The following is a 25394-nucleotide window of genomic DNA, read 5'->3' on the forward strand; positions in this document are numbered from 1 at the left end:
TATGGCTAACCGCAGATCATTTACCGTGAACGCTGTTATCTATGCCGTTCTCATCGCCATTGCCATCATCGATTTTTATCCGATCGTATACATGGCCGTTAACAGCTCCAGGACAGCAGTCGACTTCTTCAAGAATCCCGGCGGGCTTCCCGAGCAATGGAATTTCGATAATTTTAAAGCGTTGTATTTCCGGTTCGATGTACTTCGGTTATTCGGAAACACGTTGTACAGCGCCATGGCTGCTTTTCTGGTCACGATGGCGTTGGCGATTCCGGCGTCGTTCGCTTTTGCGAAAATCAATTTTAAGTTCCGTTCGTCTTTATACATGCTCATCATTGCCACAATGACCATTCCAAGCATTACGTTCGTCATTCCGAACTTTCTGCTCATGTCCCGGTTGGGGCTCGTAGATCATCTGTGGTCCGTCATCTTAATTTGGTCGATTACGAGCGTTCCCTCTAATATTTTCCTGCTTGTCTCGCTCATGCGCGGCATTCCGAACGAGATTCTGGAAGCTTCCAAAATCGACGGTATTCGTTATGCCCAGACGATGACGAAGATCGTCATTCCGTTATCGGTGCCGGGCATCATCACGTTAGCTATCTTTAACACGACCGGCTGGTGGAATGATTTGTTCACGCCGCTCATTTTCCTGCAGTCCGATGAATTGAAGACGATGACGGTGGCCGTCGCTACGATCCTGAAACGGTTCGATACCGATTATCCGCTTCTGCTGTCGGGACTCTTCATGACATCGCTGCCCCCTATGATCATTTATATCGCGTTGCAGAAATATATCAAGAAGGGGCTCGTTATCGGGTCGGTAAAATAAAATAAAACAAAATAGGGACTCGGAGGTGTACGCAATGACCCATCAACCGTTGCGTCTCGCCATCGTCGGAGGCAACCGTGGAGGACGGTTCAAGCGCACGCTTACAGCGTTAGCGGATCGTCTTCAACTGGTTGCAATTTGCGATATCAGCGAAGAAGTGACCCGGCAATGGAAAGACGATTATCCTTGGATCGAAACGTACCGGAGTTATGGGGAAATGCTAGAGAGCCCGGATATCGACGCCGTCTTCTTGGCTAGTCCGATGCTATTGCACGCCAGACAATCTATCGATGCTTTATCGGCGGGCAAACATGTGTTAAGCGAAGTCATCGCGGCACAAACATTGGAAGACGCTTGGGAGCTTATCGAAACCGTGGAGAAAACCGGACTGACCTACATGATGGCCGAGAATTATTGCTTCGCACGCTCCAATCTGGCCGTCAAACACTTGGTTGAACAAGGGATGTTCGGCGAGATCACGTATTTGGAAGGGGGCTATATCCATGATTTGCGGTATAGAGTCCATAACAAGGACGGCTCTCTCACATGGCGCGGCGATCTTCACCATAACTATGACGGGATGAACTACCCGACCCATTCGATCGGACCGATATCCCACTGGCTTGGGTTAAATAAAGAAGGCGGAGACCGGATGGAAAGCATGTCTACCTTCGTATCGAATTCGCGATCATTGCAAAATTATTTTCAGGAGAAATTCGGAACCGACCACCCGGCGGCGCAGCAAGGTTATTGGAAGCAGGGGGACTCCGCGGTCACGAACATTGTGACCAAGAGCGGCATCCTCATCACGCTGCGCGTGGATTGGACATCGGCGCGACCGCATAATATGCGCCACTATGTCGTTCAGGGGACGGAAGGCGCCTATCTGTCCAAGCGACATGATTTAGAAGACGATCTGGTTTGGTTTAAGGGGCGTTCCCCGCATAAGGAAAGGAAGCCGGGACAGCGGATCGACGATGAGCTAGACGAAATGTGGGAACCGCTTACCCGGTATCAGCCTGAATACGATCATCCCGTCTGGAAAAGGTGGGAGGAATATGCTCAAAGCTCCGGACACGGCGGCGGCGATTTTTTCGTTCTTGAAGAATTCGTTTCGGCCATTCAGGAGAAGCGGAAGCCGCTCGTCGACGTGTATGATGCGGTAACGTGGAGCAGCATCTTCCCTTTGTCAATGGAATCGCATGCCAAGAACGGACAGCCGATCGCGTTTCCCGATTTCCGAACAAGAGAAGGGAAGGTCATCCGATGACGGAGGAAAAGAAACTGCCCCAATTAACGATGAGGAGAGCCGCGTTGTCCGACTTGCCGGCCTTGGAATTGCCTCTCGGCTTTCAATTGCGGCATTTTGAGCAGGGGGACGAAGAGAAGTGGGAGTCTATCGTGGAAAAGTCATTCGGATGGAACCGTAATTTCCAGCGCAAAATCGCCTCCCATACCTACTTCAAGCCGGAGCGAGTATTGTTCATTTGCGACCATGGAACACCGGTTGCCACCGCATGCGCATGGCAGCAGCCCGAGTGGGAGGAAGACTGCGGCTATTTGCATATGGTCGGTGTAGACCCGGCATATTCCGGCAAAGGTCTTGGGCATAGCGTGAGCCTTGCGGCTTTGCTGCGTATGAGGGAGGACGGCAAACGGCGCGCCGTTCTCGAAACGGATGATTTCCGCATTCCGGCGATCAGAATCTATTTGAAATTGCAGTTCCAGCCAGCTTATGAAGGCGCGGATTTGCAAGAGAGATGGAAGCAAATCTATCGGAAATTGAATTTACCGTTCGCAGAAGAGAGTTGAAGAGATGAACGATTGGAATCGGTCGGATACGACCTTAACGATTCAAGCCGCAACCCGGCCGGGCAGCCCGCTTAAACCGAATGAAGACGCTCTGGTGCTCAATGAACGAAATCGCATTTACGGCGTCGTAGACGGCGTATCATCCATGGTCAAATATTACGACGATGAGGGAAAGACGGGAGGTTGGATTGCCGCTCAGCTCTTAGCTGCCGAGCTGCATGAGGAATCGCCGGAGCTCGATCTCAGAGTGGCCGTTTTGCGGGCGAATTGGCGCTTGCGCCAGCGTATGCAAGAGGCCGGAATTGACATGGCAGCCAAATGGAAACGCTGGGGAGCGGTATTCGCCGTCGTTAAAATCCATGACGACCATTTCGAATTCGTTCAAAGCGGCGATTGCATGATATTCGCGAGGTACAACGATGGAAGCATTCGGACATTGAGCCGGAATCAAGTGGCCGGATTCGACCTCCAATCTTTGAGAGCGAAACATGCGTTGAAGGAGTTAGGAGTGTTAACGGATGAAGAAATCGGCAATCGGATGCGACCCATTCACGAAGCTAACCGGAATAAGGCAAATACGTTGAAAGGCTACTCCGTCATGAATGGGGATCCCGCCCTCGCATCGTTTATGGAATACGGGCACATCTCGAGGGCGAACGTGCATAAAGTTTACGCGGTTACGGACGGCATGTTTCATTTTATCGAAAATGACGAGGACCCGCACAAATGGGAGAAGTTCATTGCCCGACTGGAAGAAGCGGGTATCGAACCTTATATGGACCAATTGGTCGAACAAGAAGAACTCGATCCTTTATGCGAGGAACACCCGCGCCATAAGAAGTCGGATGACAAGTCGGCTGTCATTGTGGAGTTCCGATGAAAGCGTTCGGAATCGGCAGCTGACGGGATCTATAGAGGATGGGGATGCAGAGCATGATCTTGCGCAGTCAGGAATGGTTTGACGGACGACCCGATCATTCGTTTGAGCATCGATCGTCGATGAGGGCGATGGGACATCTGCCGGAATCGTACATGGGAAAACCGATTATCGGCATCTTTAATTCGTGGAACGATTTCACCAATTGCAACTTGCCGCATAAACAGCTTGTCGAGTATGTGAAACGCGGGGTGCTTATGGCCGGAGGGTATCCGATGGAGATGCATTCCATCTCGACTCCGTCGGACTTCATGAAGCCGTCCGATTTGCCTTACCGGAATTTAATGTCGATGGATATCGAAGAAATGATTCGCTCTTTGCCCATAGACGGAGCGATTCACTTATGCGAATGCGACAAGACGACGCCCGCGCAACTGATGGCCGCCGCCAGCTGCGATATCCCGGCCATTCAATTGGCAGCGGGACATCGCGCATCCGCCTATATGCAAGGGAAAGCCGTTAATTATGGAACGGATACGTGGAAATATCTAGACGATTACAACGCCGGATTGGTATCTGAGCAGCAGTGGCAGGAGCTGGAAACGAATATTTCCTGCAGCTTGGGCGGTTGTCCGGTGATGGGAACGGCCTCGACGATGAAGAGCCTCTCGGAAATGCTAGGCATGATGCTCCCCGGCACGGCGAGCATTCCGGCTCATCACGCCGCGCGATATGCCGCGGCGGAAATGACGGGGCGGCGTATTGTGGAGATGGTGCGGGAAGGTTTACATCCTTCATTATTAATGACGGAAGCGGCTTTCCATAACGCGATCAAGCTGCTGGCCGCTTTGGGAGGTTCCAGCAATGCGGTCATTCATCTGACGGCCATAGCCGGTCGATTGGGTATTCGTTTAGGGTTGGATGCCTACGCGGACCAATCGCGGAACGTGCCTCTGCTCGTAAATCTGCAGCCGAGCGGAATTTATAACATGGATCAGTTCCATGTGGCAGGTGGAATTGGGGCTGCGATTAAGCAACTCCTGCCGCTTCTGGACTGCAGCGCCTTGGCTGCGACCGGAAAAACGATCGCGGAAGAATACGGGCAGTATGAGGTTTACTCTCCCGAAGTTATCGCTTCATTGGACCAGCCGGTCAAGGAGTTTTCCGGATTCGTCGTATTCAGGGGCAGTTTGGCTCCCGACGGCGCCATTCTTAAGAGAGCGGCAAGCTCGTTGAACTTCGACCGCTTCATTGGGAAGGCTGTCGTATTCGAGGATTATGCGGATATGCTGGCAAGGATTAACGATGACGACTTGGACGTGCGGGAGGATTCCGTTCTATTAATGAAAAACTGCGGTCCCATCGGAGCGGGAATGCCGGAATGGGGAATGATCCCGATTCCGAACAAGCTGCTGAAATTAGGAGTGCGGGATATGGTGCGCATTAGCGACGCCAGGATGAGCGGTACCAGCTATGGAACGGTCATTCTGCATGCCTCTCCCGAATCGGCATTGGGAGGACCGTTAGCTATCGTTCAGGATGGCGATGAGATCGAGGTGGATTTGCCTAACGGAATCATCAACTTAAGAGTCGACGACAAGACCATGGAGGATCGGCTAGCCCGTTGGCAAGCGCCTTCTTCCCCTCACAAACGGGGATTTATGCGAATCTATGAGGATCAGGTGCTGCAAGCACACGAGGGGTGCGACTTTTGGTCCTTGCGTCCGAAGGATCGTTCGGAAGTCAAGCTAGTCCCTCCGATTGTCGGAAGAGGTTAAGAGGAGGAAACGATCATGACTGTTAATACGGAATCTCGTTCATTTGGTAATTACATTGGCGGTAAATGGGTGGTGTCTGCATCCGGGAACACCGAGGCTAGCATTAACCCAGCCGATCGCAATGAAATCGTAGGGTATTGCCAGATGTCGGGCAAAGAAGATTTGGACCGGGCTGTGGCATCAGCTCAAGGAGCTGCCTTAGCCTGGAGAAAATTGTCCGCTCCGGCGAGAGGCGATTTTTTGTTCAAAGCGGCCAATATACTGGAGAGCAGATTGAATGATATCGCAGAGACGATGACTAGGGAGATGGGTAAGACTTTACCGGAAGCCAGAGGCGAAACGGCACGAGGCGTGGCGATTCTTCGTTATTATGCGGGAGAAGGCTTGCGGAAAAATGGCGATGTCATCCCGTCGACCGACCCGGATGGCCTGATGTTCACGACACGCGCGCCGTTAGGAGTCGTCGGACTGATTACTCCATGGAACTTTCCCGTGGCCATTCCGATCTGGAAGATAGCGCCGGCGCTTATCTACGGCAATACGATCGTGTTTAAACCTGCGCAAAATACAGCCATTACGGCGGCGAAAATCATCGAGTGTTTCGCTGCTGCCGGACTGCCGGACGGCGTCCTAAACTTGGTGACGGGCTCGGGGTCCGTCATCGGGCAAGGCATCATCGATCATCCGGACATTGCCGGCATTTCGTTTACGGGTTCCGATGGCGTCGGCAAGAGAGTGGCGTTGGGTGCCGTGGCACGCGGCGCGAAATATCAGTTGGAGATGGGCGGGAAGAACCCGGTTATCGTCTGCGACGACGCGGATTTGGATCTGGCCGTAGATGCCACGATTAGCGGCGGCTTGAAGTCGACCGGCCAGAAATGCACATGCACAAGCCGGGTTATCGTCATGAGTGGCGTATACGAGTCCTTCAAGGAGAAGCTGCTTCACAAGGTGCGGCAGATTAAAGTCGGTCCCGGAATGTCTTCTGATACGTGGATGGGGCCTTGCGCGAGCGAAAGCCAAATGCAGACGGTGCTTTCGTATATTGAGAAAGGCACGGCCGAGGGAGCGACCCTGTTTCACGGAGGCGAGCGGGTGCAGGGCGAAGGGTTTCAACAGGGCTTTTACGTGCAGCCGACGCTGTTCGAGAACGTGAAGCCGGAAATGGTCATCGCGCAAGAGGAAATTTTCGGCCCCGTGCTGGCGCTGTTGAAAGTTGATACGTTGGAGGAAGCGTTGGAAGTGGCGAATGGTTCCCGGTATGGATTGAGCGCTTCCGTCTTCACCCGGGATATCGGCAGCGCGATGACCTTTATTCGCGAGATGAATGCAGGCCTCGTGCGAATCAATGCGGAGAGCGCCGGCGTGGAGCTGCAAGCACCGTTCGGCGGGATGAAGCAATCCAGTTCCGGATCCCGGGAGCAAGGACAGGCGGCTATTGAATTTTACACTTCGATTAAGACGGTATTCATGAAGGCGTAGCGGCGGAGTTGAGTTGTATTCAAGTTGAAATTTGGAGGTAATCCTCATGAGGTTAGCGGGTAAACGCGCCATCGTGACGGGCGGCGCGCAAGGGATCGGACAAGGAATCGCGGATCGTTTTTTGCAAGAAGGCGCCCGAATCGCCGTCATCGATCAGAATGAATCGGCCTTGAGGATATCATCGGAGCAGTGGAGGACCAAAGGTTATGATGTGCTCGATTATCACTGCGATTTAAGGGATAAAGCGCGATTGACGGAGACGGTCGACAGCATTTTCTCTCAATGGGGCGCGGTAGACATTCTCGTTAACAATGCGGGCATTGCGGTTCGCGAATCGTTCCTCGATATTTCCGACGATAATTGGGACCGGATATTGGACGTCAACCTTGGAGCGATATTTCGCCTGACGAAGCAGGTAGCCGCAAAGATGGTGGCGGGCGGAATCAAGGGAAGTATCGTGAATATGAGCTCCAAAAACGGGCTGAGCGGCAGCTCCAAATTGGCGCATTACAACGCGTCCAAAGGCGGAGGTATTTTGCTGACGCAATCGATGGCGGTTGAGTTGGCTCCTTATGGCATACGGGTCAACGCGGTTGCCCCGGGATTCATCGATACTCCGTTAGACCGCGATTTGCGGAGGAAGGATCCTGCGATTCCGACGATTACATCGAAAACGCCGATGGGGCGGCTCGGGACGATTGAGGAAGCCGCCAATGTGTTTTTATTTCTGGCCTCTGACGAATCGTCATACATGACGGGAACCACGTTGATCGTGGATGGCGGCCATCTAGCGAACGCAAGCGAAATCTGACGGGAGGGAAACGGGATGGATGAGCTTTGGCGGCAAATCAATGCGAATCGGATCGCGGCGGACACTCTTCGATTAATCCGAATTGCAAGCCCAACCGGCGATACCCGGGAAATGGCGGACGCTTACGAGAGCATGCTTGCGGAAGCGGGCTGCACGATTGAGCGTTATGAGTTCATTCCCGATAATCCGACGCTTGTGGCTTCCTTCGGAGACGATCGTTCCGGATCGGGGAAGACGATCATTTTCAACGGACATATGGACGTTGTTCCGCTTGAGCATGAGCCTGCTCGGGTTGAAGAAGGCATAATTCACGGCCGGGGCGCTTGCGATATGAAAGGTTCTCTGGCATGTATCGTCGAAGTGCTGCGCGTCCTTCAAGAGAGCGGGACACAATTGTCCGGCAAGCTGATCATTATCGCCAACAGCTTACATGAAAGTCCCGGAGGAAGAGGCGAAGACCTGGCCGCTTTAGTCGAGCGTGTTAACCTTCGGGCCGATGCCGCTGTGGTAATGGAAGGAGCGCGTTACGATTGCACCGTGGCTCAATTGGGCTCGGCCACCTTCGAAATCGAGATTCGCAGGGAGGGAGAGCCTACCCATCAGCTATATACGGCCCCGGGCACACCGCATCCGATCACGGTGGCCGCCGAAGTTGTGCGTCGACTAAACGAGATGAATCTCGTATTGGAACAGGATTATATAGAAGATACAGGGTATGCATCGTATTTTGTCGGCTCTCTGCACAGCGGACAGTTTTACAACCAGCATCCTAATAGAGCGGAGATTGTCGGAGTCAGAAGATATAACCCGCAAGTGTCCTTTGATGAAGTGGAAAGGGAGCTGCGCGGTGTATTGGCGGAGATCGCCGAGCAGTATCGGGTGAACATTGAACTGGATCTCCGCAAGGTAAGGGACGGTTATCGGATCGATAAGAACGATCCGGCGGTGTCCGCGTTACTTGAAGCCGTCCGTAAGGTGAGGAATATCGAGCTGCCGCTTGTGGGCAAGAAAGTGGTCGTCGATGCCTGTTTCTTCGTGAACGGGCTGGGCATTCCGACAGTCTGCCATGGTCCCGACCAAAGCAGTTCCCACGGAGATAAGGAATTCGCTGATCTGTTGGATCTGAAACAGACGGCTCAGGTATATATGCAATTTATACATGAATATATGAGCCAATAATAGGAGGGATTATATTGCAACAAACCAAACAATTTTTCAGTAAGCTCGGATTGCCGGAAGGGGATTTGCACCACTTGCCAAGTTCGACGAAGGTGTTCCCGGACGGGGCGCAATACCGGATCGAGATCCCTTCCGTCGAAGGCCCGGCAGCGCTTCAAGCGGTGGTGGACGCCGCTGCTGAATTTGCGGTTCCGGTGCATCGCGTGTCGCAAGGCAGCGGCGTCATGCTGCTGACGGATGACGAGCTGAAGGAAATGGCTTGGATCGGCAAACAAAATCAGATTGAAGTCAGTCTCTTCACAGGTCCAAGAGCGACTTTTGATATTTACGCCCAGACAGCGGCGCCCGGAGGCAAAAGCATCGGTCTGCGCGCGTCGGGAATGGATCAAGTGGTTTATTGCATCGAGGATGTGAAACGAGCCTGCCAGTCAGGCATTCGCGGGATACTCGTTGCGGATGAAGGCGTTCTGTGGGCGGTGAACGAATGCAAGAAAGCCGGAGAGCTTCCGGCGGACCTTGTTGTCAAAGTATCGGTATCCATGGGAGCCTGCAATCCGATTTCCGTGCGGCTGATGAATGACTTGGGAGCGGACACTTATAATGTTCCGACCGATCTGACTTTGGCTAAGCTGTCCGCCATTCGTCAGGCAGTCGATATTCCTATCGATCTATATATCGAGGTTCCCGACGATTTCGGCGGCTACATCCGTTACTATGAAATTTGCGAAATCATTCGGGTGGCGGCCCCGGTCTATGTGAAGTTCGGCTTGCGGAACGCGCCCAATATTTATCCTTCAGGAACGCATTTGGAAGAGACGGCGGTCAAGCTGTCTAGGGAACGGGTCCGGCGCGCGAGAATCGGCTTCGATTTCATTCAGCGTTATCATCCGGAATTGAAAATATCCGGGCCGGGAGCACAAGGCTTAGGCATCCCCTGCCCGAATAACGCGTAAGTCGACGTCAACGTTTAATTACCTGCATGAAGGCTAAGAGCTATGAAACGGAAGAAGGGAATAGCTTGTCGGATGTTTGGCATATCACGCATACGGAAATGGTGCTGCGTCTGCTATGTGCGACCACACTCGGCGGATTGATCGGGCTCGAGAGGGAGTGGAACAACCATGCGGCCGGGTTTCGCACTCATATTCTTGTCTGCATCGGATCGACGATGATTATGTTGCTGTCGATCTACGGCTTTGCTGAATTCGTCAACGAGGGCAGCGTACGAATGGACCCGGCGCGGCTCGCTGCGCAAGTGATTAGCGGCATCGGATTTCTCGGCGCCGGTGCTATTCTCCGGAACGGATCTTCTGTAAGCGGGCTGACGACCGCGGCTTCCATATGGGTGGTTGCCGCGATCGGCTTATGCGTCGGTGCCGGTTTTTACTTCGTGTCGGCGGTGTCGACTTTGTTCGTGCTGGTGAGCCTGTTCGTGTTGAATAAGCTGGAGAAGCATTGGATGCACCGTCGGCGCGCGCAGGAAATCGTCATTAAGGTAAACTTCCACACTGGCAGTATCGGACGTATCGTATCCGCTTTCGAGGAGCATAGGATATCCCTTAACAAGTTCTATATGAAGCCGGACGAGAAATCAAATGAGGCCGCTGGGGTCAAACAGGTCATGGATCTCCATTTTAGCTTCAAAAACCCGAATTCGGAGAAGCTGCTGCTTGCTATCGAAACCATCTCCACGATGGTCGACGTCATTTCGTTGCATACACACCATCAGTTGAACGCGAAACGCATGAAAGAGCAGATAGCGTAAATACACAATAAAGTTACGTGATCCATTCGATACCGTCAAGAATAAGTCGACCTCCCGAGGTCGGCTTTTTGCGTCGAGAAAATAAGAATTTTTCGATTCATTCACACAATTGCCCTAAAACATTACAAAATGAATCAAACGGCTTAACAAACTTTTGTTATTATAGTTCAAAAGAAAGCCTACAGGAAAAAAGCACCAGGTAAAGTCAGCGTGGCATGGAGGGACAGAGAATGAAGTCGAGAGAAGTGAAGAAAATGTCCAGACTTACAATTCGCAGGAAACTTTTGATCGTATCCTCTTTACTGTTGATCGTTCCGATATTGGCGTTCGGAGCGGTAACTTATAAGGTAACGGCCAACGAGAGCAACGCTTTGATCGAGAACGGATTGAAGAACAACGTGAAGATGGCCGGAGAAATGTTGAACTCCCTGGATAAGGCTGTTCAAAACGGAACGATGACGAAAGAAGAAGCCCAGGAAGATTTACGCGTCATTCTATTGGGAGAGAAACAGGCCGACAACACACGGCCTATTAATAAGAAGATCGACTTGGGAGAGAGCGGGTACTTCTTCGTTCTCGACGACAAGGGGAATCTGTTGGCGCATCCGAAGCTCGAGGGGCAGAATATTTGGGACAAACAAACGTCAGATGGAACTTATTATATACAAGATATGATTAAGGCGGCCCAGAATGGCGGCGGGTTCACTTATTACGATTGGCCGCTTCCCGATTCCTCGAAAGAAGCGCGCAAAGTCGCATATGCGGAAACTTTTTCATCCTGGGGATGGGTTATCGCGGCGGGCTCTTACATGAAAGATTATAACGGCGGACAACGGGATATTCTGGTTACGATGGCGATTACGCTAGGGATTTGTTTGGCCGTTGGGATAACCGTTCTGACGTTGTTCGCTCTCCATATTTCAAGGCCCGTTATCCGGATTTCGGATCAGGCGGAGCGCATCGCGCAGGGGGATTTGACGGGGAACGACATCGTTATCTCTAATAAGGATGAGATCGGGAGGCTTGCCGATTCTTTCAATCGTTTGTCGCACAATCTTAGAGAGCTTGCCGGCAATCAGTTGCTTAGCGCGAATGCGCTTGCCGCTTCCTCCAGCAGCTTGTCGAACGTAATTGGGGAAACGGTTCGGGCGGCTCACCAGACTTCCGATTCTTTGTCGGAGCTTGCCGTGAACAACGAAACGCAAGCAGGCAGCATCGTAGAGACATCGAAGGCGATGGAAGAGATGACGGGCGGCATAGGCCGCATCGCGGCAACGGCTGCGAATACTTTCGAGGCTTCCGCGGAAACTTTGAAGGAAGCGGAAGAGGGCAACGGGCTTATACAGCGGTCTTCGGAGCAAATGGCATCTATTAGCAGTACCGTAGGCGACTTAAGCATAGTCATTAAGCAGCTTGGCGATCGTTCACAACAGATCGGCGATATCGCGGAAGCGATCAGCGATATTTCCGCGCAGACGAATTTGTTGGCATTGAACGCTTCAATTGAAGCGGCGCGGGCGGGCGAACACGGCAAAGGATTCGCCGTCGTAGCGGGAGAAATCCGCAAACTCGCGGAACGCTCCAACGAATCAGCGGCAAAGGTAACCGATTTGATCGGTACGATTCTCGGAGATATTGCGAATGCGGGTGAATCCATGCAGAAAGGGGAACTCGAAGTAGCGGCCGGCACGGCTTCCATTAGCTTGACGGGCGAAGCGTTCGTTCGGATTCTCCAAGCGACCCGCAGCGTCGTCGATCAGGCGGAAGAAGCATCGGCGGCAGCGGAGCAGATGTCCGCAAGCGCTGAGGAAATCGCGGCATCGTTGCAGCAGATGGAGAGCGTCTCCTCGAATTCTGCCGGCGCGGCAAGCTCCATATCCGCAGTTACCGAAGAGCAGTTGGCATCAATGGAAGAAATCTCTTCTTCGGCCAACAAACTGAGCCAAATGTCTGATGGCATGAAGCAGCTCGCAAGTAAATTCAAAATAGGGTGATGAGCTATCCCAAAGCCTTGTGGATGGTGCCGGGCTGATTTACTCGTGCGAGTTTTTTGGAGACTAACGACCCCACAGACCGTTATTCTCTAAAAGTAATGCGAGTTGGCAGGGCAAGTTGGCAATCGAGCTTCTGAAGCACTGTGCCTGCAGAATATTTCTTTCTGCATGTACGGTGTTTTTGTGCTACAAGGAGGCAGTCGTGATGTTGCGAAAGTTAATGTACTGGAGGGGGAGACTAAGAGATTAGGTGCGAGACTCGTACGCTCGCTATGATATAATGGAAGGGGCATTGTTATGGTGAATAATTCCTAATACCAACCGACAGGGTGATCAGATGGAGTTAATTAACTGCGGCAGATGCGGAAAACTACAGGTTCAAAGGCCTGATACGTTGTGTAGAGATTGTCTGGAGATCTATATTTCCGAATCGCTCGTAATTAAGGAATTTATTAAAATGAACCCTGGCGCTACGGTCATGGATGTAGTCCTCCATACCGGGTATTCTTTGAAAAGGATTAATGAAACGATCGAACAATATAAAATTTGACCCTATGATGAAGACTTACATCCCTGGCAAGATGCATATGGCATCGTTGCTGGGGATTTTTGTATTCATTGTTTCGTGTTTTCTTAGCCGTATCCATTTAATTGTAAAAAAATTCGTTTTTATTAACCTATAGGTTCAATTTGAATGTGCGTGCATGTAATGGGAGTTTTAGTATTGTTATAGTCTGATTGGGTGATGAACGTGAGTTTCGATAATCATATAATCGGCAATCGGATTAAAAAGGCTCGAGAAGAAAAGGGAATCACGCAAGAATTGCTAGCCGAATCGATGGAAGTTTCGAATGCCTACATTAGCAAGATTGAGAGAGGCAGAACGCCGGTAAATCTCAATAATCTGGATAAAATATGCGCTGTGCTCGAGACGTCTCCCGAATATATTTTGCACGGAACGAACACGACAACTGACGAATATATGCGAAACGAAATTATAGATATGCTCAAAGGCTGCTCCGCTGAGAAAATCAAGCTGATCGCGCAGGTTATTAAGCCGATACTCGAATTCAAAGAATAAACTCCGCCGCTTATCCCTCTGATATTTCACTTAACGGGAGGCCGTTTCTATTGAGTCTGGCTTTGCATTTTGCACATATGCTCATCCAGAACAAACTCCATGCGCTTGAACTCACTCATCTATGGGTTCGCACCCACGGCAGAAACTTAATCATCTATTCCATCGAGCATCAAGAGGAAGTTAATCGCGCCATATTAACTCTGTTCCCCGGTAATGCATACTTGTTATGCATTGCGAACCATCGCGGAAACTGGCAGCCTACGCCGTTTGTCGGAACGCTTCCCCAACAGATGTCTATACTGACAGGGAAGCTCGCTTTTGCTTTATCACGCTGGCATTGAGATATGAAGCTCATATACTTAAACTGAATATAGGGTTGAGCAGCGCTTCGGGTCTGCTCAACCCTTTTTCCAATTATCGGAAAGTATTATGGCCATCTACCCATCTAGGCTTAATATGCTTTTTCTTCATATGTGCCAATATCCCGCAGCGTCAGAAAAGTAGGAAAAAAATCGGCACCTAATTTCCGTGCCATTTCGGAGAAATCGTACCATTATCCCCCTGCCTCAGAAGTGCCATACCAAACGTAAGTTCTATTTTCAAGTGGTATCAGGTAAAATTTCAACATTCCGGATTTGTTTTCAAAAGCATGAACAAGGGTTTTCCCCCTGCTCGGAAGGGATAATGGTACGTTTTCGCGGAAAGGAGGTAGGGGAGCTGCGGTGGTCCTATTCTGCTTCTGATGCGAAGGGATAAAAGTACGTTTTCGCGAACAACCGCAGGCAGGAACAGGGATATCGGACCGGTCGACCCCGAGAGCTACAAGGGAGTTCATGTGTACGATTGCTTCATTATGGATATCCGCCAAAATAAAAGGACCGGAGGCAAAGCCCTCGGTTATTCTTAGTTCAAACCCGGATACCTCGACGCTTGCTTCTCGTTACCTAGTTATTTAGTATATGAACTATTAGACAACGGTTTTACAAGAGGGGGCCCGGCATGGAGAAATCCCGCATTCGCTCATATTTAATCGGGATAGGCGTATTTCTGCTCGCGAAATTCAAATGGGCGTTGGCCCTTCTGAAATTGACGAAGTTCGGCGGTACCTTGATCTCGATGGGAGCAAGCCTCGGAGCTTATGCCCTGATCTATGGCTGGAAGTTCGGGGTAGCTCTCGTTTACTTGATTTTCGTCCATGAGATGGGTCATCTAATTGCCGCTAAGCGCAAGGGCATTCCGACGTCCCCAGCCATTTTCATTCCGTTCGTAGGCGCTCTTATTTCTATGAAGCAGCAGCCGAGGGATGCCGCCACTGAAGCTTATTTGGCCTATGGCGGCCCGCTTGCCGGACTGATCTCTTTCTTGCCTGCGGTGATTCTCTATCGGGTAACCGAGGATCCGTTCTGGGCTCTGGTCATTTTCATGGGAGCTTTGCTTAACCTGTTTAATTTATTGCCGGTTTCGCCTCTTGATGGAGGAAGGATCGTGTCGGTGCTCTCCACGAAAATCTGGCTGGCCGGACTGTTGGCGCTTATTGCCCTGGTCATTTTCTCGCCCAGTCCGATACTCTTCCTTGTGATCCTCTTCGGTTTCTTCACCTGGTGGAATCGCGCAAGGGAAAATTACCGGAGTTCGGTTCTCACCTATGAAAAGGAGAAATTAACGGAGGTCCTCGCGGCGCTCCGGCAATGGCCGACATTGACGAGCATGCTGGAGATCAAGCAGTCACTGGCCCATGCCAAAGAAACCGCATCCCGCGAAGAAGAAGCAAGCAAGGGCAAATGGCTCATCCCTTTCCTTCAAGATGACGAGCGTCTCGCCCGCGACAAAGCGAGAATGGACTGCGAGTTTGCCGAGCGAATGCTTGCGTTGCTGCTGGAGTGGGAGCATCGGCCAGTGGAATATGCGGAATCGGATCCCACGCGACCGATTCCATCGGAACTGCTTGTGGGTGCGGGCCAAATAGCGCAAGACAGAATCCAGGCTATAGACACAGAACTCCACAGGTATCGTACCTATTACGTAGCTTCGGCTTCTACGAAGTGGAAGGTATTGGCGGCCTATCTTCTTCTGGCAGCTGTCCTATCGCTTTTCATGTTATACGGACATCGGTTGATGGAGCTCTATCGTTAGCCAACGTATCCAATGGGGACGAAGCACCTAAGTGCTGAAAGCGGTCGACGGTGGGACGCTGTCTTATCCGGTTATACGATACCGACAATAAGATAAACCAAAAAACCAAAAAGGAAAAGCCTCCAATTTTGCTATCGATGCGCTGTTGGAGGCTTTTTCCCATTCAGAGACACGATCATTGGCAATATTAGCAAGTAAATCGAACCTTTTCCACCCATTGGGCCAATATAGGATGAATACCCGTTAGGAGGCGCCCCTATGCAGGATCACGAAATTCATCCATGGCTCACAAGAATGATCCAGGGTGATTCGGAAGCATTTCATCGGATCTATGAATCTACTAAAGATGATGTTTATCGAATGCTGTATTTATTACTGAATAATCGAGAAGATGCAGGGGATGTGATGAGTGAGGTTTACTTAAATTTGCATCAATCTCTCCCGAGTTATAACTTCAAGCAGCCTTTTCAATACTGGTTGAATGGTCTCGTTATTCGTCAGGCTAACAATTGGAAACGCAAGGTGTGGCGGAAAATAAGGCTGTACAATCGAGCGAAAATGTATGCTGTGGAGTCTGTCGGGGTTACGTCGGAAGAGTATTACTTAACATGCGAGCAAAGGGCAGAAATGATTAGTCTAGTTAATAAGCTGCCATACAAGCTGAGAGAAGTTATAGTATTAAGACACTTTCGGGACTGTTCTTTGGAGGACATAGCGGGAATCTTGGGTATTCCCCTAGGAACGGTTAAATCCCGACACCATTCAGCCATCCACAAGCTCCGTTTATTGACCGGACATGAAATCGTTCATAAGGAGGCATCCCTTCATGCAGATTGAGAAACAATTGGCGGAAGCTTACAAACTGACAGCACTCGAGATCAAAAGCCCATTAGAAGTAGATGCTCACATCGTTCTAATGTACGAAAAACAAATGAAGAAAGAAAGGGGAAATGCTATGCGTCCAACTCGTAAAAAAGTTCTGCAAATTGCCCTTATTGGTTTGCTCGTGCTCGTAATAACTGGGTTTACCGCTCAGTACTTAAACAAACTCGGCGATGAGCGTTTCAGTATGGAATTTTTCGGTAGTGACCAGAGAAAATATGACGAAGCAACGGCAAGCGTAGTCCGTGGGCAAATGCAGCAAATCCAAAGCCAACTTAAGGTTGGAGAGAGTGCAATCGTGTATTCTCATGAAATAGAGGAGATAACACCGACCTCAAAAAATATTCCGTATGCAGAATATGTCTCAAATCCTTATGTTTATACGGACTTTAAAGCATGGAAGACGAAGCTGCGACAACATGTACAGCCGTATAAACTCCCTGCAGAAGGAATAAATGGTTTAACGTTCGTGGGCGGGGAAGAAGAGATGCCTTTCGGAGGGGTGATAACCCAGCTTGAAGTTATCAGGGAGCTGCATTCAGAAGTGAATGATGAAGGCAAAGAAATAGCCTGGAGGAAAATTGAGCCCGACAAGGAAGCATTTCCTGTTTTCACTTCAGTATACAAATATGATAATCAGGATGAAGTAAAAGTGTCCATGCAAATCATATCTCAGAAAATAAAAGTGGTCGGACCCGGTCGAGCCTTGCAGGAAAAAGTGACTCTAAATGGACAAGAGGCTTTGTATACTTTCAACAAGAAGTTCTTATACAGCGACACGAATCAGTATCAAAGTTTGGATTGGGTTGAAACGCTGCCGGATATTTCGATTGTATATAGCATCGGCAGTTCCGCCAAGTCTATGACCAAGGAAAAGTTGATTTCCATCGGCGAAAGTTTAGTTACCGAATAAATAGGAAAGCACCTGTCGCACACTAGGAAGGGCTCTTTTGGCGGAGCAATCCGGAGTTTGCGGCAGGTGCTTATAATGTTACGGGCGGCTTCCTCATACCGAAAGGCCTTATTTTCTAACCAACATCATGTCTTTAACCGTTCTCCACTCCGCCAGATGGTTCTCGAGATCGCGGATTAACGTATCGATGTCCTGTACAAATTGTTCCCTCTCCACACCTTCGAGGTTAGGCAAGTCATTGAGAGGTAGGTGACTTGGCGCTGGAAGAGTGGCGAGCAAAAGGTTCAGCGTACTCTCGACGAAGTTCTCGGGAGCTTGCTCCTCGAACTTTTCGTTCGATGCCATGGACTCAGACCTAACGTTCGATAACTCCGTTTCATCCCTCGTTGCTTTTCCATTAGCTGGACTTATCCCGGTACCCGACGACGTGTTCGAAATATTTTCCCTGCTTTCCTTGTGCTCCGGCTTGTCCGTGTCCGCAACAACTTCCTCTTTAGGCTCGGCGCTCTTAGCCCGCTCCTTCTTGTTGTGCTCGAACGTGGACCAGGTTTCGAGGAGTTGAGGCCCTGTCTTGAACAACAGCTTCCCCTTGGTGCCGTCGGAGATCTCTTTGTCCTTGAATAGGCGGGCAATCCGCTTCACGTCGGGAACGGACATCTCGTCCACTGCCATAATCAACGCAAGCGAATCGCGATACTCCATCGGCAAGTCCTTAAGGGGCATCAGCTGATCCTCGGTTAATTTGTCCTTCCGGATTTCTGTTCCGTATACGATCAGAGCACGCACGGCATTGCTGAATTTAAGCAAGTCCAATTTGTTCTTGATGTAGGTTTCCGGCTTGCCAAGTTTGCTGGACAAATATTTGATCGAGCTGCTGAATTTCGGATCGGTTAGAAGCTTGTTGAACGCTTCCGCCTCTTCAATCGGCGAGAAGCCTTGCCGGGTTAAGTTTTCGGCGATTTGCTCCAGGTAGATTTCCATCTCTTCCGTGACATTCGAGACAATGCAAGGAATCGTTGGGAGACCTAGTGTTTTACATGCTTTATAACGCCTATTTCCATAGATGATTTTGTATCGCCCGTCATCCGTTGTCCTCACTTTAATGGGAGACAGCAAACCAAGCTCTTCGATGCTGCTCATTAATTCTTGGAGCGCTTCCTCATCGAATTGGTATCTCGGTTGTTCTTTATCTTCATCGATTAAATGCGTAGGAATTTGTATGATGTCCATGCGTTATCTCCTATCGTTCGATTAGGTCGTCCAAGGATGCGCCTATGGGAACATATGTATTATATAACAGGGCTCGATTCATGGGAATAAAGCGTATTATTTATACATTTTTTAGAATTGATTTAGAGTCCTTTTAGACACGCGTATTATTATTAATATTATGTTTGATTCATAGCAGTGAGAGGAGCGTTATAAATGGAAAATGTAGCGGAAAAAGGTAATAAAGCAGCAAACAAAGCAGCTGAGGAGGATAACGGATCCGGACGCATTCGATGGGTACGTTTCGTGTACGGGCTGCTAGCGGCGGGATACTTCGCATGCGTGATTCTCCAAGTATTTTTCGCCGGATTGGGCATTTTTGTAGACAATGGGGATTTGGAGCTGCATCGCGTATTCGCGAATTATTTCGAGTTTGGTTCGATTATCATGTTCGTGTTATCGTTTTTCGGACGCATCCGCGGCAGGCTGCGATGGTTGACTCTCGTTTTGTTTGCGCTCACCGCGCTGCAGCATATGACGATTCAGACGTTCTCGGGGATTCTTCCCGCGCTTCATACGGTTGACGCCTTGCTGTTATTCGGAATATCCATGCATTTAACGAAACGCTCCTGGCGGTGGCTGCTTCTTCGGACGAATAAGGGTATATAAGTAGATGTTTTTTAGTTCGATTCGTAATATGATAGGAGGATGTTTGGAACAAGAGGGTGTATGGAATGAGTCGATATAACGACAAACTCGCGATGGATGTACAAGAAACGAAAAAAGCGAATCTAGTGTGGCTTATTGTTCTGCTCGGATCGCTTTCCGCTTTCGGACCGCTGTCGCTTGACCTGTATTTGCCTGCGCTGCCTAAGCTCGCTGAGAATTTAAATACAAGCTCCTCGTACGCCCAGTTAAGCCTGACAGCTTGTATGATCGGGCTATCGGTAGGACAACTTTTCGCTGGACCCTTGAGCGATGTTCACGGGCGTCGGAAGCCGTTGCTGATCGGGCTCTTGTTATATGCCGTTTCATCTATTCTTTGCGCCTTCAGCACATCGATCGGCGTTCTTGTGTTGCTTCGCTTCATACAGGGATTTGCCGGATCGGCGGGTATCGTCATCTCCCGGGCGGTCGTGCGCGATATGTATTCGGGGCCGGAGCTGACTAAGTTTTTCGCGATGCTCATGCTGGTCAACGGTGCTGCTCCTATTTTCTCGCCGGTCATCGGGGGGCAACTGTTAAAAGTTACGCCATGGGAAGGGTTGTTCGTCGTCCTAGCCGGTTGGGGAATACTTACGCTTATTGCCGTCTTATTCGGTTTACCGGAGACGCTGCCTGAAGCCAAACGAATGTCCGGAGGAATCCGTCAGACTTTATCTACCTTCCGGCGCCTGCTGGGTGATCGCTCATTTATGGGCTATGCACTCGCTCAAGCGCTGGTGACAGCGGCCATGTTTGCTTATATTGCAGGCTCGCCATTCGTGCTTCAAAACATTTACGGAGTTTCTCCTCAGATGTTCAGCGTGTTCTTCGCCATTAATGGGCTGGGAATTATTATTGCCGGTCAGTTGACGGGACGGCTTGCAAGCAGGGTGGGGGAGAAAAAGCTGTTCCTGACCGGGCTAATGATAGCTTCCGTAAGCGGAATATCGCTGTTCGTTATGATCGCATTCTCGGCGGGCTTAGCTGCTATACTTGTCCCACTCTTCTTCGTTGTCTCTAGTGTGGGTATCGTGAGCACCACAGGCTTTTCCCTTGCGATGCGCAACCATGGTTATGCAGCCGGGAGCGCGGCGGCGTTGCTTGGACTCCTCTCTTTCTTGCTCGGCGGTATTCTAGCTCCGGTCGTCGGCATCGCAGGAAGCGCGAATGCGCTGCCGATGGGAATCATTATCGCAGCAACAGATGTTGGCGCCTTGGTTTGCTATTTTGTTATGATACGGAGATATCAAAAGGAACACTGACAGCATAAGGTCAGTGTTGGTTTGCGTTCACCACATGAAAGAAGGAGATTCCAATGACAATAGAGTCCCAGTACGATATCGATCAATTATCGAGGATCGGGAAGATCGTTGCGTTTACGATCGAAGAGATGAAGAAGAGCGCCGAACCGGGCATAACGACCCAACAGTTGGATGACATCGGAAGAGACGTGCTGGCCCGATACGGTGCAGTTTCAGCGCCTATGAAAACTTTCGGTTTTCCAGGGCACACGTGTATAAGCTTGAATAGTGAGGTTGCTCACGGGATTCCCGGAAACCGGGTTTTGCAAGCGGGCGATCTGATCAACATAGACGTTTCGGCAGAATTGAACGGCTACTACGCAGACGCGGGGCATTCTTTTCAGATCCCCCCGTACACGACCAAAGTGGAGCAGCTATGCAAATATACTTATTCCACGATGATGAAGGTTATCTTAAGCCTTAGGGCTGGAGTGAAACTGAATCAGATCGGCAAAATCATTCAAGACGAGGCAAGGAAAGGCGGTTACCGGGTCGTTCAAAATTTGTGCAGCCATGGGGTCGGCAAAGCCTTGCATGAGGAGCCTTACGATATACTGCCGTATTACGAACCCCGGGATCGTAGAGTGTTGAAGGCAGGGCAGGTTATTACGATTGAGCCTTTCTTGTCCACAGGCGCTGAGTATGTCGTTGAACAGGCGGATGGCTGGACGTTAACGGTTCCGGATCGTAGTCTGGCGGCACAGCACGAACATACAATCATCATCACGAATGGCAGGCCTATCATTGTTACCGCGTGTTGAATGTAGGTCGGCTAATTGAGCTAACCCATTTTTTGAAATATTATGTTAGTAGGGTGCGCATTGTCCAAGGATACATAGGGGGAAAAGGCCATGTATCGCAAAAGAATCGGTGTTGTCGTTGTTTTTTTGGCGGTTATCTTATCAGGATGTGCAGCGAAGAATACCGAATCCTCGGTGCCGACCGAGCTGATCGTTTCGGCGGCTGTAAGTTTAACGGATAGCATGAATGAGATACAGTCGCTTTATGAGAAGGAGCATGGCGATATTAAGCTGGTCTTTAATTTCGGTTCCTCCGGCGCGCTTCAGCAGCAAATTGAACAAGGAGCTCCTTCGGACCTATTTCTCTCGGCGGGGAAGAAGCAGATGAAAGCTTTAGTAGATAAGCAACTCGTCGAAGAAAGCCGGCAAACCGGATTATTGTTGAATGAGCTCGTCATTGTCGTATCGACGGATATGCAGGGCGCGGTGAGTTCCGTCGCCGATTTAGCTAAGCCGCAGTTCGGGAAACTGGCGATCGGGGAGCCTGACACGGTACCTGCGGGCAGTTATGCGAAGGAGTCCCTTGAGTTTTACAAGCTTTGGGATCAACTACAGTCGAAGCTTGTATATGCTAAGGATGTACGGCAGGTGCTCACCTATGTGGAAACGGGAAATGCGGATGTCGGGTTCGTGTACAAAACGGATGCTATGACCTCCAAGAAGGTGAAGGTGGCTTCCATTATCGATCCAAGCAGCCATAAGTCTATCGAATATCCGATGGGGATCGTAAAGGCGACTAAACATCTGCAAGAGGCTCAGGATTTCTACGATTTCTTGCGGGGTGCCGAGGCTCGGGAAATCTTCGCGAAGTACGGTTTTACTGTTCCTAAGCAATAGCGCTGAAAGAGGGATATAGATGGCGGCTAAACAAAAGTTTTACGTGGTGTGGGTTGGTAGGAAACCGGGCATATACACGAGTTGGGCGGATTGCCAGGAACAAATTAATAAGTTTGATGAGGCTAAATTTAAGTCATATGAAACGAAGGCGGCGGCCGAAAAAGCCTATAAAGACGGGTGGAAGAAACATTGGGGACAAGGGCAGGGGGGGCAAACGAAGCAGCCAAGCGGCAATTTCAAGCCCAAGTCTTCCGGTGTGGAAACGACCGAGGAAATCGATTATAACAGTATTTCCGTCGACGTGGGGACAAGCGGCAATCCAGGGCCTGTCGAATATAAGGGCGTAGATACGAAGACGGGCGAAGTTATTTTTGCCAAGGGACCCATACAGAAGGGAACGAACAATCTGGGAGAGTTTCTGGCGATCGTTCACGGCTTGGCTTATTTGCAGAAGATGGAGAGTAACAAAACAGTTTACAGCGACTCGGTAAACGCCATTAAGTGGGTTAAGCAAAAGGCGGTATCCTCCACCTTGGCGAGAGACGAGTCGACCAAAGAAATATGGGATTTGGTTGACCGCGCGGTTCATTGGCTGAAGACGACTAAGTATACGAACAAGGTCGTGAAGTGGCAGACAAAGCAATGGGGCGAGATCAAAGCCGATTACGGGCGGAAATAAGCTGGTGTATATATGCACAAAAGGGAGCCTCCAAATCACTGCGAAGTGGGTTTGAGGCTTCTTTGTCAAGCGGCGCTGGTTTACAATCGGGCTTAATTTGACGGAAGTAGAGAGGCTCTATAGTGGAGTTGGGTAAGAACACAAGAATAAAGAGACACCCCACAAAAAACCACATGGGAGGAAAAGGGAACTCATGAAAAATGGGTTTAAAAGGGGGGGCGGATACGGATACGATCTGGGACAAGGCTTCCATCCGGTTGGCGCACGCTTGCCAATTGCCCTGGTGGTGGGAAGTATTCGGAACGAAGGACCCGGAAACGATACTGGCCGGGCAAGGATTCGATGAAAACCAAATTCGCGGCCTGAAGGCGAGCTCGCTGGCGAATGCCCAAATGGCTCGCCAATGTGCTTTCGTTGAGAGCGCACCTGCCGCAGGATGATGCGGTTCCGCTGGGCAGCTATTTCAAGCTGTTCAACGCCAGCGGGCGGGAAATCCCGTATCAACTGTTGGAGGCGAAAGCGTCCGTGGTGCGCAAAAGGAGGCAATACCGCAACGTGCCGGAAGGTTACCGCTCCAGGTATTACCGGGTCGCTTGCTCTTTACGGCTTCCGGCCTGCGGGTATACGACGGTGTTCGCCGAGCCGATCGCAAGCCGGGGGCCCGGCCCGGGCGAACCGATTTAACGTAGAATCTCGTTTCCTTAGGTTCAAAACTAAAGTATTCATCTTTATTAAAATCAATAAGGCAATTCTTTAAATTTAAAGATATAATTCATCTCACAATAAAGCCCATAGCGTATCTCGCTACGGGCTTTATTGTTAGTATCCTTATTTTCTGGCATTTTCTTTGTCTATGATATTTTTCACAACATCGCTAATTGTTACTTTTTCTAACTCTTTTTCTAAGGCTCGCTGAGCATTTTTAAAGTGCGGTTCAACGGAGCCTTGTATGTTTTTTCCGACTGGGCACATTGGATTTGGGCTGTCATGCATTGAAAAGAGTTCCTTTTCATGGTCAGGATTAACAGCCCGGTAAACATCGAATAAAGTAATTTCGGATATTTCTTTGGCTGGTTTTGCACCGGCGACTCCAGGATGAACCTCAACTAATCCTGCGTTCCTCAACAAACCTGTTATTTTCCGAACAACCGTTGGATTTGTATTAATGCTGCTAGCTAAATATTCAGAGGTGTTGACCCCTTGTTTGTTTATCTCTAGTAAAGCCAGTATATGAATACCTACAGATAACCGCGAATTAATCCCCATTTCATATCACCATCCTATTACGTTTTACCCAACGCTTCAGGTACTATCGTTAATATTGTAACAGAATTAATTACAAGTAGATAATTATTAGCTTGTTTTGTCCATGCCAAGAAATTAATTATAAAACGAATAAATAATGACAAGGAAGTTGCGATGGAGTTGACAAATAATTTTATTGTAACTATACTGATTACATGTAACTGTTATGGTTACAATAAATCATTTGGAGGTCAATATAATGACAACATTAAACAATGGTGAAAAAGCAGTTGCAGTATTGAAAAGTCTTGAAAGTGGTGATTCGGTAGCTATTAAGAGCTGGATTAACCCTGATAAATATATCCAACATAATCTTAGTTTCCCCAGTGGCAGAGACGTTATGTTAGGAGCGCTGGACCAACTCAAACAAGCCGGAACAATAGTTGATATTAAGCGTGTTTTGGTCGATGGGAATTTAGTTGTGCTCCATACTGACTATAATTTCTTCGGACCAAAAGCAGGTTTCGATATCTTCCGTTTTGAAAACGGTCAAATCGTGGAACATTGGGATAATCTGCAAGATAAAGTTGAAACAACACCAAGTGGACATACCATGTTTGATGGTCCAATTGAAAGTGTTAATGCAGATAAAACGGAAGAAAATAAAGCGTTCGTGAAGAACTTCGTACAGGATGTATTAATGGGACAAAATCCCGGTAAACTGACATCGTACTTCAATGGAGATAAATATATCCAACACAATCCGGCAATTGCTGATGGTCTTTCTGGATTAGGGGCAGCTCTGGAAGCTATGGCGAAGCAAGGGATTGAAATGAAGTATGATAAAATCCATATGGTTATCGGACAAGGTAACTTCGTGTTGGCTGCCAGTGAAGGCACTTTTGGTGGCACACATACTTCGTTCTATGACCTGTTCCGCGTAGAGAACGGAAAAATCGCTGAACATTGGGATGTAATGGAAACGATTTTGCCAAAAGAGAAGTGGGCAAACGATAATGGCAAGTTTTAATTAATGTCGATATAACCTTCGAACGCTCGATTCCCATAAGGGTTGAGCG

26 protein-coding genes are annotated in these 25394 nt (G+C 49.5%); 24 read left to right on the forward strand and 2 right to left on the reverse strand.

The genetic code is table 11. The features are described from left to right. Position 1: 1 nt before the first annotated feature. The 16 genes from K7P76_RS00755 to K7P76_RS00830 all read left to right on the forward strand — a co-directional run bounded on the left by K7P76_RS00755 (position 2) and on the right by K7P76_RS00830 (position 17539). Positions 2–832 (forward strand): carbohydrate ABC transporter permease, encoded by an 831-nt coding sequence (locus K7P76_RS00755; RefSeq protein WP_232182161.1) that lies wholly within the window; start codon positions 2–4, stop codon positions 830–832. Positions 833–866: 34 nt separating this feature from the next. Further along, a complete protein-coding gene (locus K7P76_RS00760; RefSeq protein ID WP_232182162.1) occupies positions 867–2102 on the forward strand; it encodes a Gfo/Idh/MocA family protein in 1236 nt (411 codons plus the stop codon). Beyond that, on the forward strand, positions 2099–2644 hold the full coding sequence (locus K7P76_RS00765; RefSeq protein WP_232182163.1) for a GNAT family N-acetyltransferase: 546 nt from the start codon (positions 2099–2101) through the stop codon (positions 2642–2644). Before K7P76_RS00760 ends, K7P76_RS00765 begins: the two co-directional genes overlap by 4 nt. A gap of 4 nt (positions 2645–2648) precedes the next feature. Further along, positions 2649–3524 carry a protein phosphatase 2C domain-containing protein gene (locus tag K7P76_RS00770; protein ID WP_232182164.1) on the forward strand — a complete coding sequence of 292 codons (876 nt, stop codon included), beginning with the start codon at positions 2649–2651 and terminating at the stop codon, positions 3522–3524. A gap of 44 nt (positions 3525–3568) precedes the next feature. Then, entirely contained in the window at positions 3569–5299 is a 1731-nt protein-coding gene (locus K7P76_RS00775) for a dihydroxy-acid dehydratase (RefSeq protein WP_232182165.1), read from the forward strand. Positions 5300–5314: 15 nt separating this feature from the next. Continuing rightward, the gene (gucD, locus tag K7P76_RS00780; RefSeq protein ID WP_232182166.1) at positions 5315–6781 is read left to right on the forward strand and encodes an alpha-ketoglutaric semialdehyde dehydrogenase GucD; all 1467 of its coding nucleotides are present in this window, start codon (positions 5315–5317) and stop codon (positions 6779–6781) included. 46 nt (positions 6782–6827) lie between these two features. After that, entirely contained in the window at positions 6828–7592 is a 765-nt protein-coding gene (locus tag K7P76_RS00785; RefSeq protein WP_232182167.1) for an SDR family NAD(P)-dependent oxidoreductase, read from the forward strand. Positions 7593–7607: 15 nt separating this feature from the next. Continuing rightward, positions 7608–8771, forward strand: a complete 1164-nt coding sequence (locus K7P76_RS00790; RefSeq protein WP_232182168.1) for a M20 family metallopeptidase — start codon at positions 7608–7610, stop codon at positions 8769–8771. A gap of 14 nt (positions 8772–8785) precedes the next feature. Further along, positions 8786–9724 (forward strand): U32 family peptidase, encoded by a 939-nt coding sequence (locus K7P76_RS00795; protein WP_232182169.1) that lies wholly within the window; start codon positions 8786–8788, stop codon positions 9722–9724. Between the two features lie 98 nt (positions 9725–9822). Further along, on the forward strand, positions 9823–10536 hold the full coding sequence (locus tag K7P76_RS00800; RefSeq protein ID WP_373692324.1) for an MgtC/SapB family protein: 714 nt from the start codon (positions 9823–9825) through the stop codon (positions 10534–10536). A 230-nt stretch (positions 10537–10766) separates the two neighbouring features. Next, positions 10767–12530: a methyl-accepting chemotaxis protein gene (locus tag K7P76_RS00805; protein ID WP_232182171.1), complete on the forward strand. Its 1764-nt coding sequence runs from the start codon at positions 10767–10769 to the stop codon at positions 12528–12530. A gap of 751 nt (positions 12531–13281) precedes the next feature. After that, positions 13282–13611 carry a helix-turn-helix domain-containing protein gene (locus K7P76_RS00810; protein ID WP_232182172.1) on the forward strand — a complete coding sequence of 110 codons (330 nt, stop codon included), beginning with the start codon at positions 13282–13284 and terminating at the stop codon, positions 13609–13611. A gap of 50 nt (positions 13612–13661) precedes the next feature. Next, complete coding sequence (locus K7P76_RS00815) at positions 13662–13952, forward strand: hypothetical protein (RefSeq protein WP_232182173.1); 291 nt, start codon at positions 13662–13664, stop codon at positions 13950–13952. A gap of 658 nt (positions 13953–14610) precedes the next feature. Further along, positions 14611–15744 carry a site-2 protease family protein gene (locus K7P76_RS00820; RefSeq protein WP_232182174.1) on the forward strand — a complete coding sequence of 378 codons (1134 nt, stop codon included), beginning with the start codon at positions 14611–14613 and terminating at the stop codon, positions 15742–15744. A gap of 258 nt (positions 15745–16002) precedes the next feature. Then, complete coding sequence (locus K7P76_RS00825; RefSeq protein WP_232182175.1) at positions 16003–16581, forward strand: sigma-70 family RNA polymerase sigma factor; 579 nt, start codon at positions 16003–16005, stop codon at positions 16579–16581. Next, on the forward strand, positions 16571–17539 hold the full coding sequence (locus K7P76_RS00830; RefSeq protein WP_232182176.1) for a hypothetical protein: 969 nt from the start codon (positions 16571–16573) through the stop codon (positions 17537–17539). Before K7P76_RS00825 ends, K7P76_RS00830 begins: the two co-directional genes overlap by 11 nt. A 108-nt stretch (positions 17540–17647) precedes the next feature. Here the strand turns inward: K7P76_RS00830 and K7P76_RS00835 are convergent, their stop codons facing one another. Beyond that, positions 17648–18769 (reverse strand): ParB/RepB/Spo0J family partition protein, encoded by a 1122-nt coding sequence (locus K7P76_RS00835; protein ID WP_232182177.1) that lies wholly within the window; start codon positions 18767–18769, stop codon positions 17648–17650. A gap of 195 nt (positions 18770–18964) precedes the next feature. Between K7P76_RS00835 and K7P76_RS00840 the strand changes: the two genes are divergently transcribed. From K7P76_RS00840 to K7P76_RS00870, 7 genes are all read left to right on the forward strand, one after another. Continuing rightward, positions 18965–19417, forward strand: a complete 453-nt coding sequence (locus K7P76_RS00840) for a DUF6220 domain-containing protein (protein ID WP_232182178.1) — start codon at positions 18965–18967, stop codon at positions 19415–19417. A gap of 92 nt (positions 19418–19509) precedes the next feature. Next, on the forward strand, positions 19510–20715 hold the full coding sequence (locus K7P76_RS00845) for a multidrug effflux MFS transporter (protein WP_373692325.1): 1206 nt from the start codon (positions 19510–19512) through the stop codon (positions 20713–20715). Positions 20716–20768: 53 nt separating this feature from the next. Next, entirely contained in the window at positions 20769–21515 is a 747-nt protein-coding gene (map, locus tag K7P76_RS00850) for a type I methionyl aminopeptidase (RefSeq protein WP_232182180.1), read from the forward strand. 90 nt (positions 21516–21605) lie between these two features. After that, entirely contained in the window at positions 21606–22391 is a 786-nt protein-coding gene (gene modA, locus K7P76_RS00855; protein WP_232182181.1) for a molybdate ABC transporter substrate-binding protein, read from the forward strand. Positions 22392–22410: 19 nt separating this feature from the next. Then, positions 22411–23070, forward strand: coding sequence for a ribonuclease H (gene rnhA / locus K7P76_RS00860; protein ID WP_232182182.1), 660 nt, complete (start codon positions 22411–22413; stop codon positions 23068–23070). A 200-nt stretch (positions 23071–23270) separates the two neighbouring features. Further along, positions 23271–23510 carry a hypothetical protein gene (locus K7P76_RS00865; RefSeq protein ID WP_232182183.1) on the forward strand — a complete coding sequence of 80 codons (240 nt, stop codon included), beginning with the start codon at positions 23271–23273 and terminating at the stop codon, positions 23508–23510. Continuing rightward, positions 23476–23754 (forward strand): hypothetical protein, encoded by a 279-nt coding sequence (locus K7P76_RS00870; protein WP_232182184.1) that lies wholly within the window; start codon positions 23476–23478, stop codon positions 23752–23754. Before K7P76_RS00865 ends, K7P76_RS00870 begins: the two co-directional genes overlap by 35 nt. A gap of 144 nt (positions 23755–23898) precedes the next feature. Here the strand turns inward: K7P76_RS00870 and K7P76_RS00875 are convergent, their stop codons facing one another. Next, positions 23899–24336: an Rrf2 family transcriptional regulator gene (locus K7P76_RS00875; RefSeq protein WP_232182185.1), complete on the reverse strand. Its 438-nt coding sequence runs from the start codon at positions 24334–24336 to the stop codon at positions 23899–23901. Positions 24337–24574: 238 nt separating this feature from the next. Between K7P76_RS00875 and K7P76_RS00880 the strand changes: the two genes are divergently transcribed. Further along, a complete protein-coding gene (locus K7P76_RS00880; protein WP_232182186.1) occupies positions 24575–25345 on the forward strand; it encodes a nuclear transport factor 2 family protein in 771 nt (256 codons plus the stop codon). Positions 25346–25394 lie beyond the last annotated feature (49 nt).

The sequence above is a fragment of the Cohnella silvisoli genome, from assembly GCF_021190915.1.
Classification (GTDB): domain Bacteria; phylum Bacillota; class Bacilli; order Paenibacillales; family Paenibacillaceae; genus Cohnella; species Cohnella silvisoli.

Excerpts from the sequence above, each read along its gene's own strand:
- K7P76_RS00765 (WP_232182163.1), top strand. The coding sequence starts at position 2,099 with ATGACGGAGGAAAAGAAACTGCCCCAATTAACGATGAGGAGAGCCGCG.
- gucD (WP_232182166.1), top strand. The coding sequence starts at position 5,315 with ATGACTGTTAATACGGAATCTCGTTCATTTGGTAATTACATTGGCGGT.
- K7P76_RS00845 (WP_373692325.1), top strand. The coding sequence starts at position 19,510 with ATGGATGTACAAGAAACGAAAAAAGCGAATCTAGTGTGGCTTATTGTT.
- rnhA (WP_232182182.1), top strand. The coding sequence starts at position 22,411 with ATGGCGGCTAAACAAAAGTTTTACGTGGTGTGGGTTGGTAGGAAACCG.
- K7P76_RS00755 (WP_232182161.1), top strand. The coding sequence starts at position 2 with ATGGCTAACCGCAGATCATTTACCGTGAACGCTGTTATCTATGCCGTT.
- map (WP_232182180.1), top strand. The coding sequence starts at position 20,769 with ATGACAATAGAGTCCCAGTACGATATCGATCAATTATCGAGGATCGGG.
- K7P76_RS00760 (WP_232182162.1), top strand. The coding sequence starts at position 867 with ATGACCCATCAACCGTTGCGTCTCGCCATCGTCGGAGGCAACCGTGGA.
- K7P76_RS00805 (WP_232182171.1), top strand. The coding sequence starts at position 10,767 with ATGAAGTCGAGAGAAGTGAAGAAAATGTCCAGACTTACAATTCGCAGG.
- K7P76_RS00835 (WP_232182177.1), bottom strand. The coding sequence starts at position 18,769 with ATGGACATCATACAAATTCCTACGCATTTAATCGATGAAGATAAAGAA.
- K7P76_RS00770 (WP_232182164.1), top strand. The coding sequence starts at position 2,649 with ATGAACGATTGGAATCGGTCGGATACGACCTTAACGATTCAAGCCGCA.
- K7P76_RS00775 (WP_232182165.1), top strand. The coding sequence starts at position 3,569 with ATGCAGAGCATGATCTTGCGCAGTCAGGAATGGTTTGACGGACGACCC.
- modA (WP_232182181.1), top strand. The coding sequence starts at position 21,606 with ATGTATCGCAAAAGAATCGGTGTTGTCGTTGTTTTTTTGGCGGTTATC.
- K7P76_RS00820 (WP_232182174.1), top strand. The coding sequence starts at position 14,611 with ATGGAGAAATCCCGCATTCGCTCATATTTAATCGGGATAGGCGTATTT.
- K7P76_RS00865 (WP_232182183.1), top strand. The coding sequence starts at position 23,271 with ATGGGTTTAAAAGGGGGGGCGGATACGGATACGATCTGGGACAAGGCT.
- K7P76_RS00880 (WP_232182186.1), top strand. The coding sequence starts at position 24,575 with ATGACAACATTAAACAATGGTGAAAAAGCAGTTGCAGTATTGAAAAGT.
- K7P76_RS00785 (WP_232182167.1), top strand. The coding sequence starts at position 6,828 with ATGAGGTTAGCGGGTAAACGCGCCATCGTGACGGGCGGCGCGCAAGGG.
- K7P76_RS00875 (WP_232182185.1), bottom strand. The coding sequence starts at position 24,336 with ATGGGGATTAATTCGCGGTTATCTGTAGGTATTCATATACTGGCTTTA.
- K7P76_RS00790 (WP_232182168.1), top strand. The coding sequence starts at position 7,608 with ATGGATGAGCTTTGGCGGCAAATCAATGCGAATCGGATCGCGGCGGAC.
- K7P76_RS00800 (WP_373692324.1), top strand. The coding sequence starts at position 9,823 with ATGGTGCTGCGTCTGCTATGTGCGACCACACTCGGCGGATTGATCGGG.
- K7P76_RS00830 (WP_232182176.1), top strand. The coding sequence starts at position 16,571 with ATGCAGATTGAGAAACAATTGGCGGAAGCTTACAAACTGACAGCACTC.
- K7P76_RS00840 (WP_232182178.1), top strand. The coding sequence starts at position 18,965 with ATGGAAAATGTAGCGGAAAAAGGTAATAAAGCAGCAAACAAAGCAGCT.
- K7P76_RS00825 (WP_232182175.1), top strand. The coding sequence starts at position 16,003 with ATGCAGGATCACGAAATTCATCCATGGCTCACAAGAATGATCCAGGGT.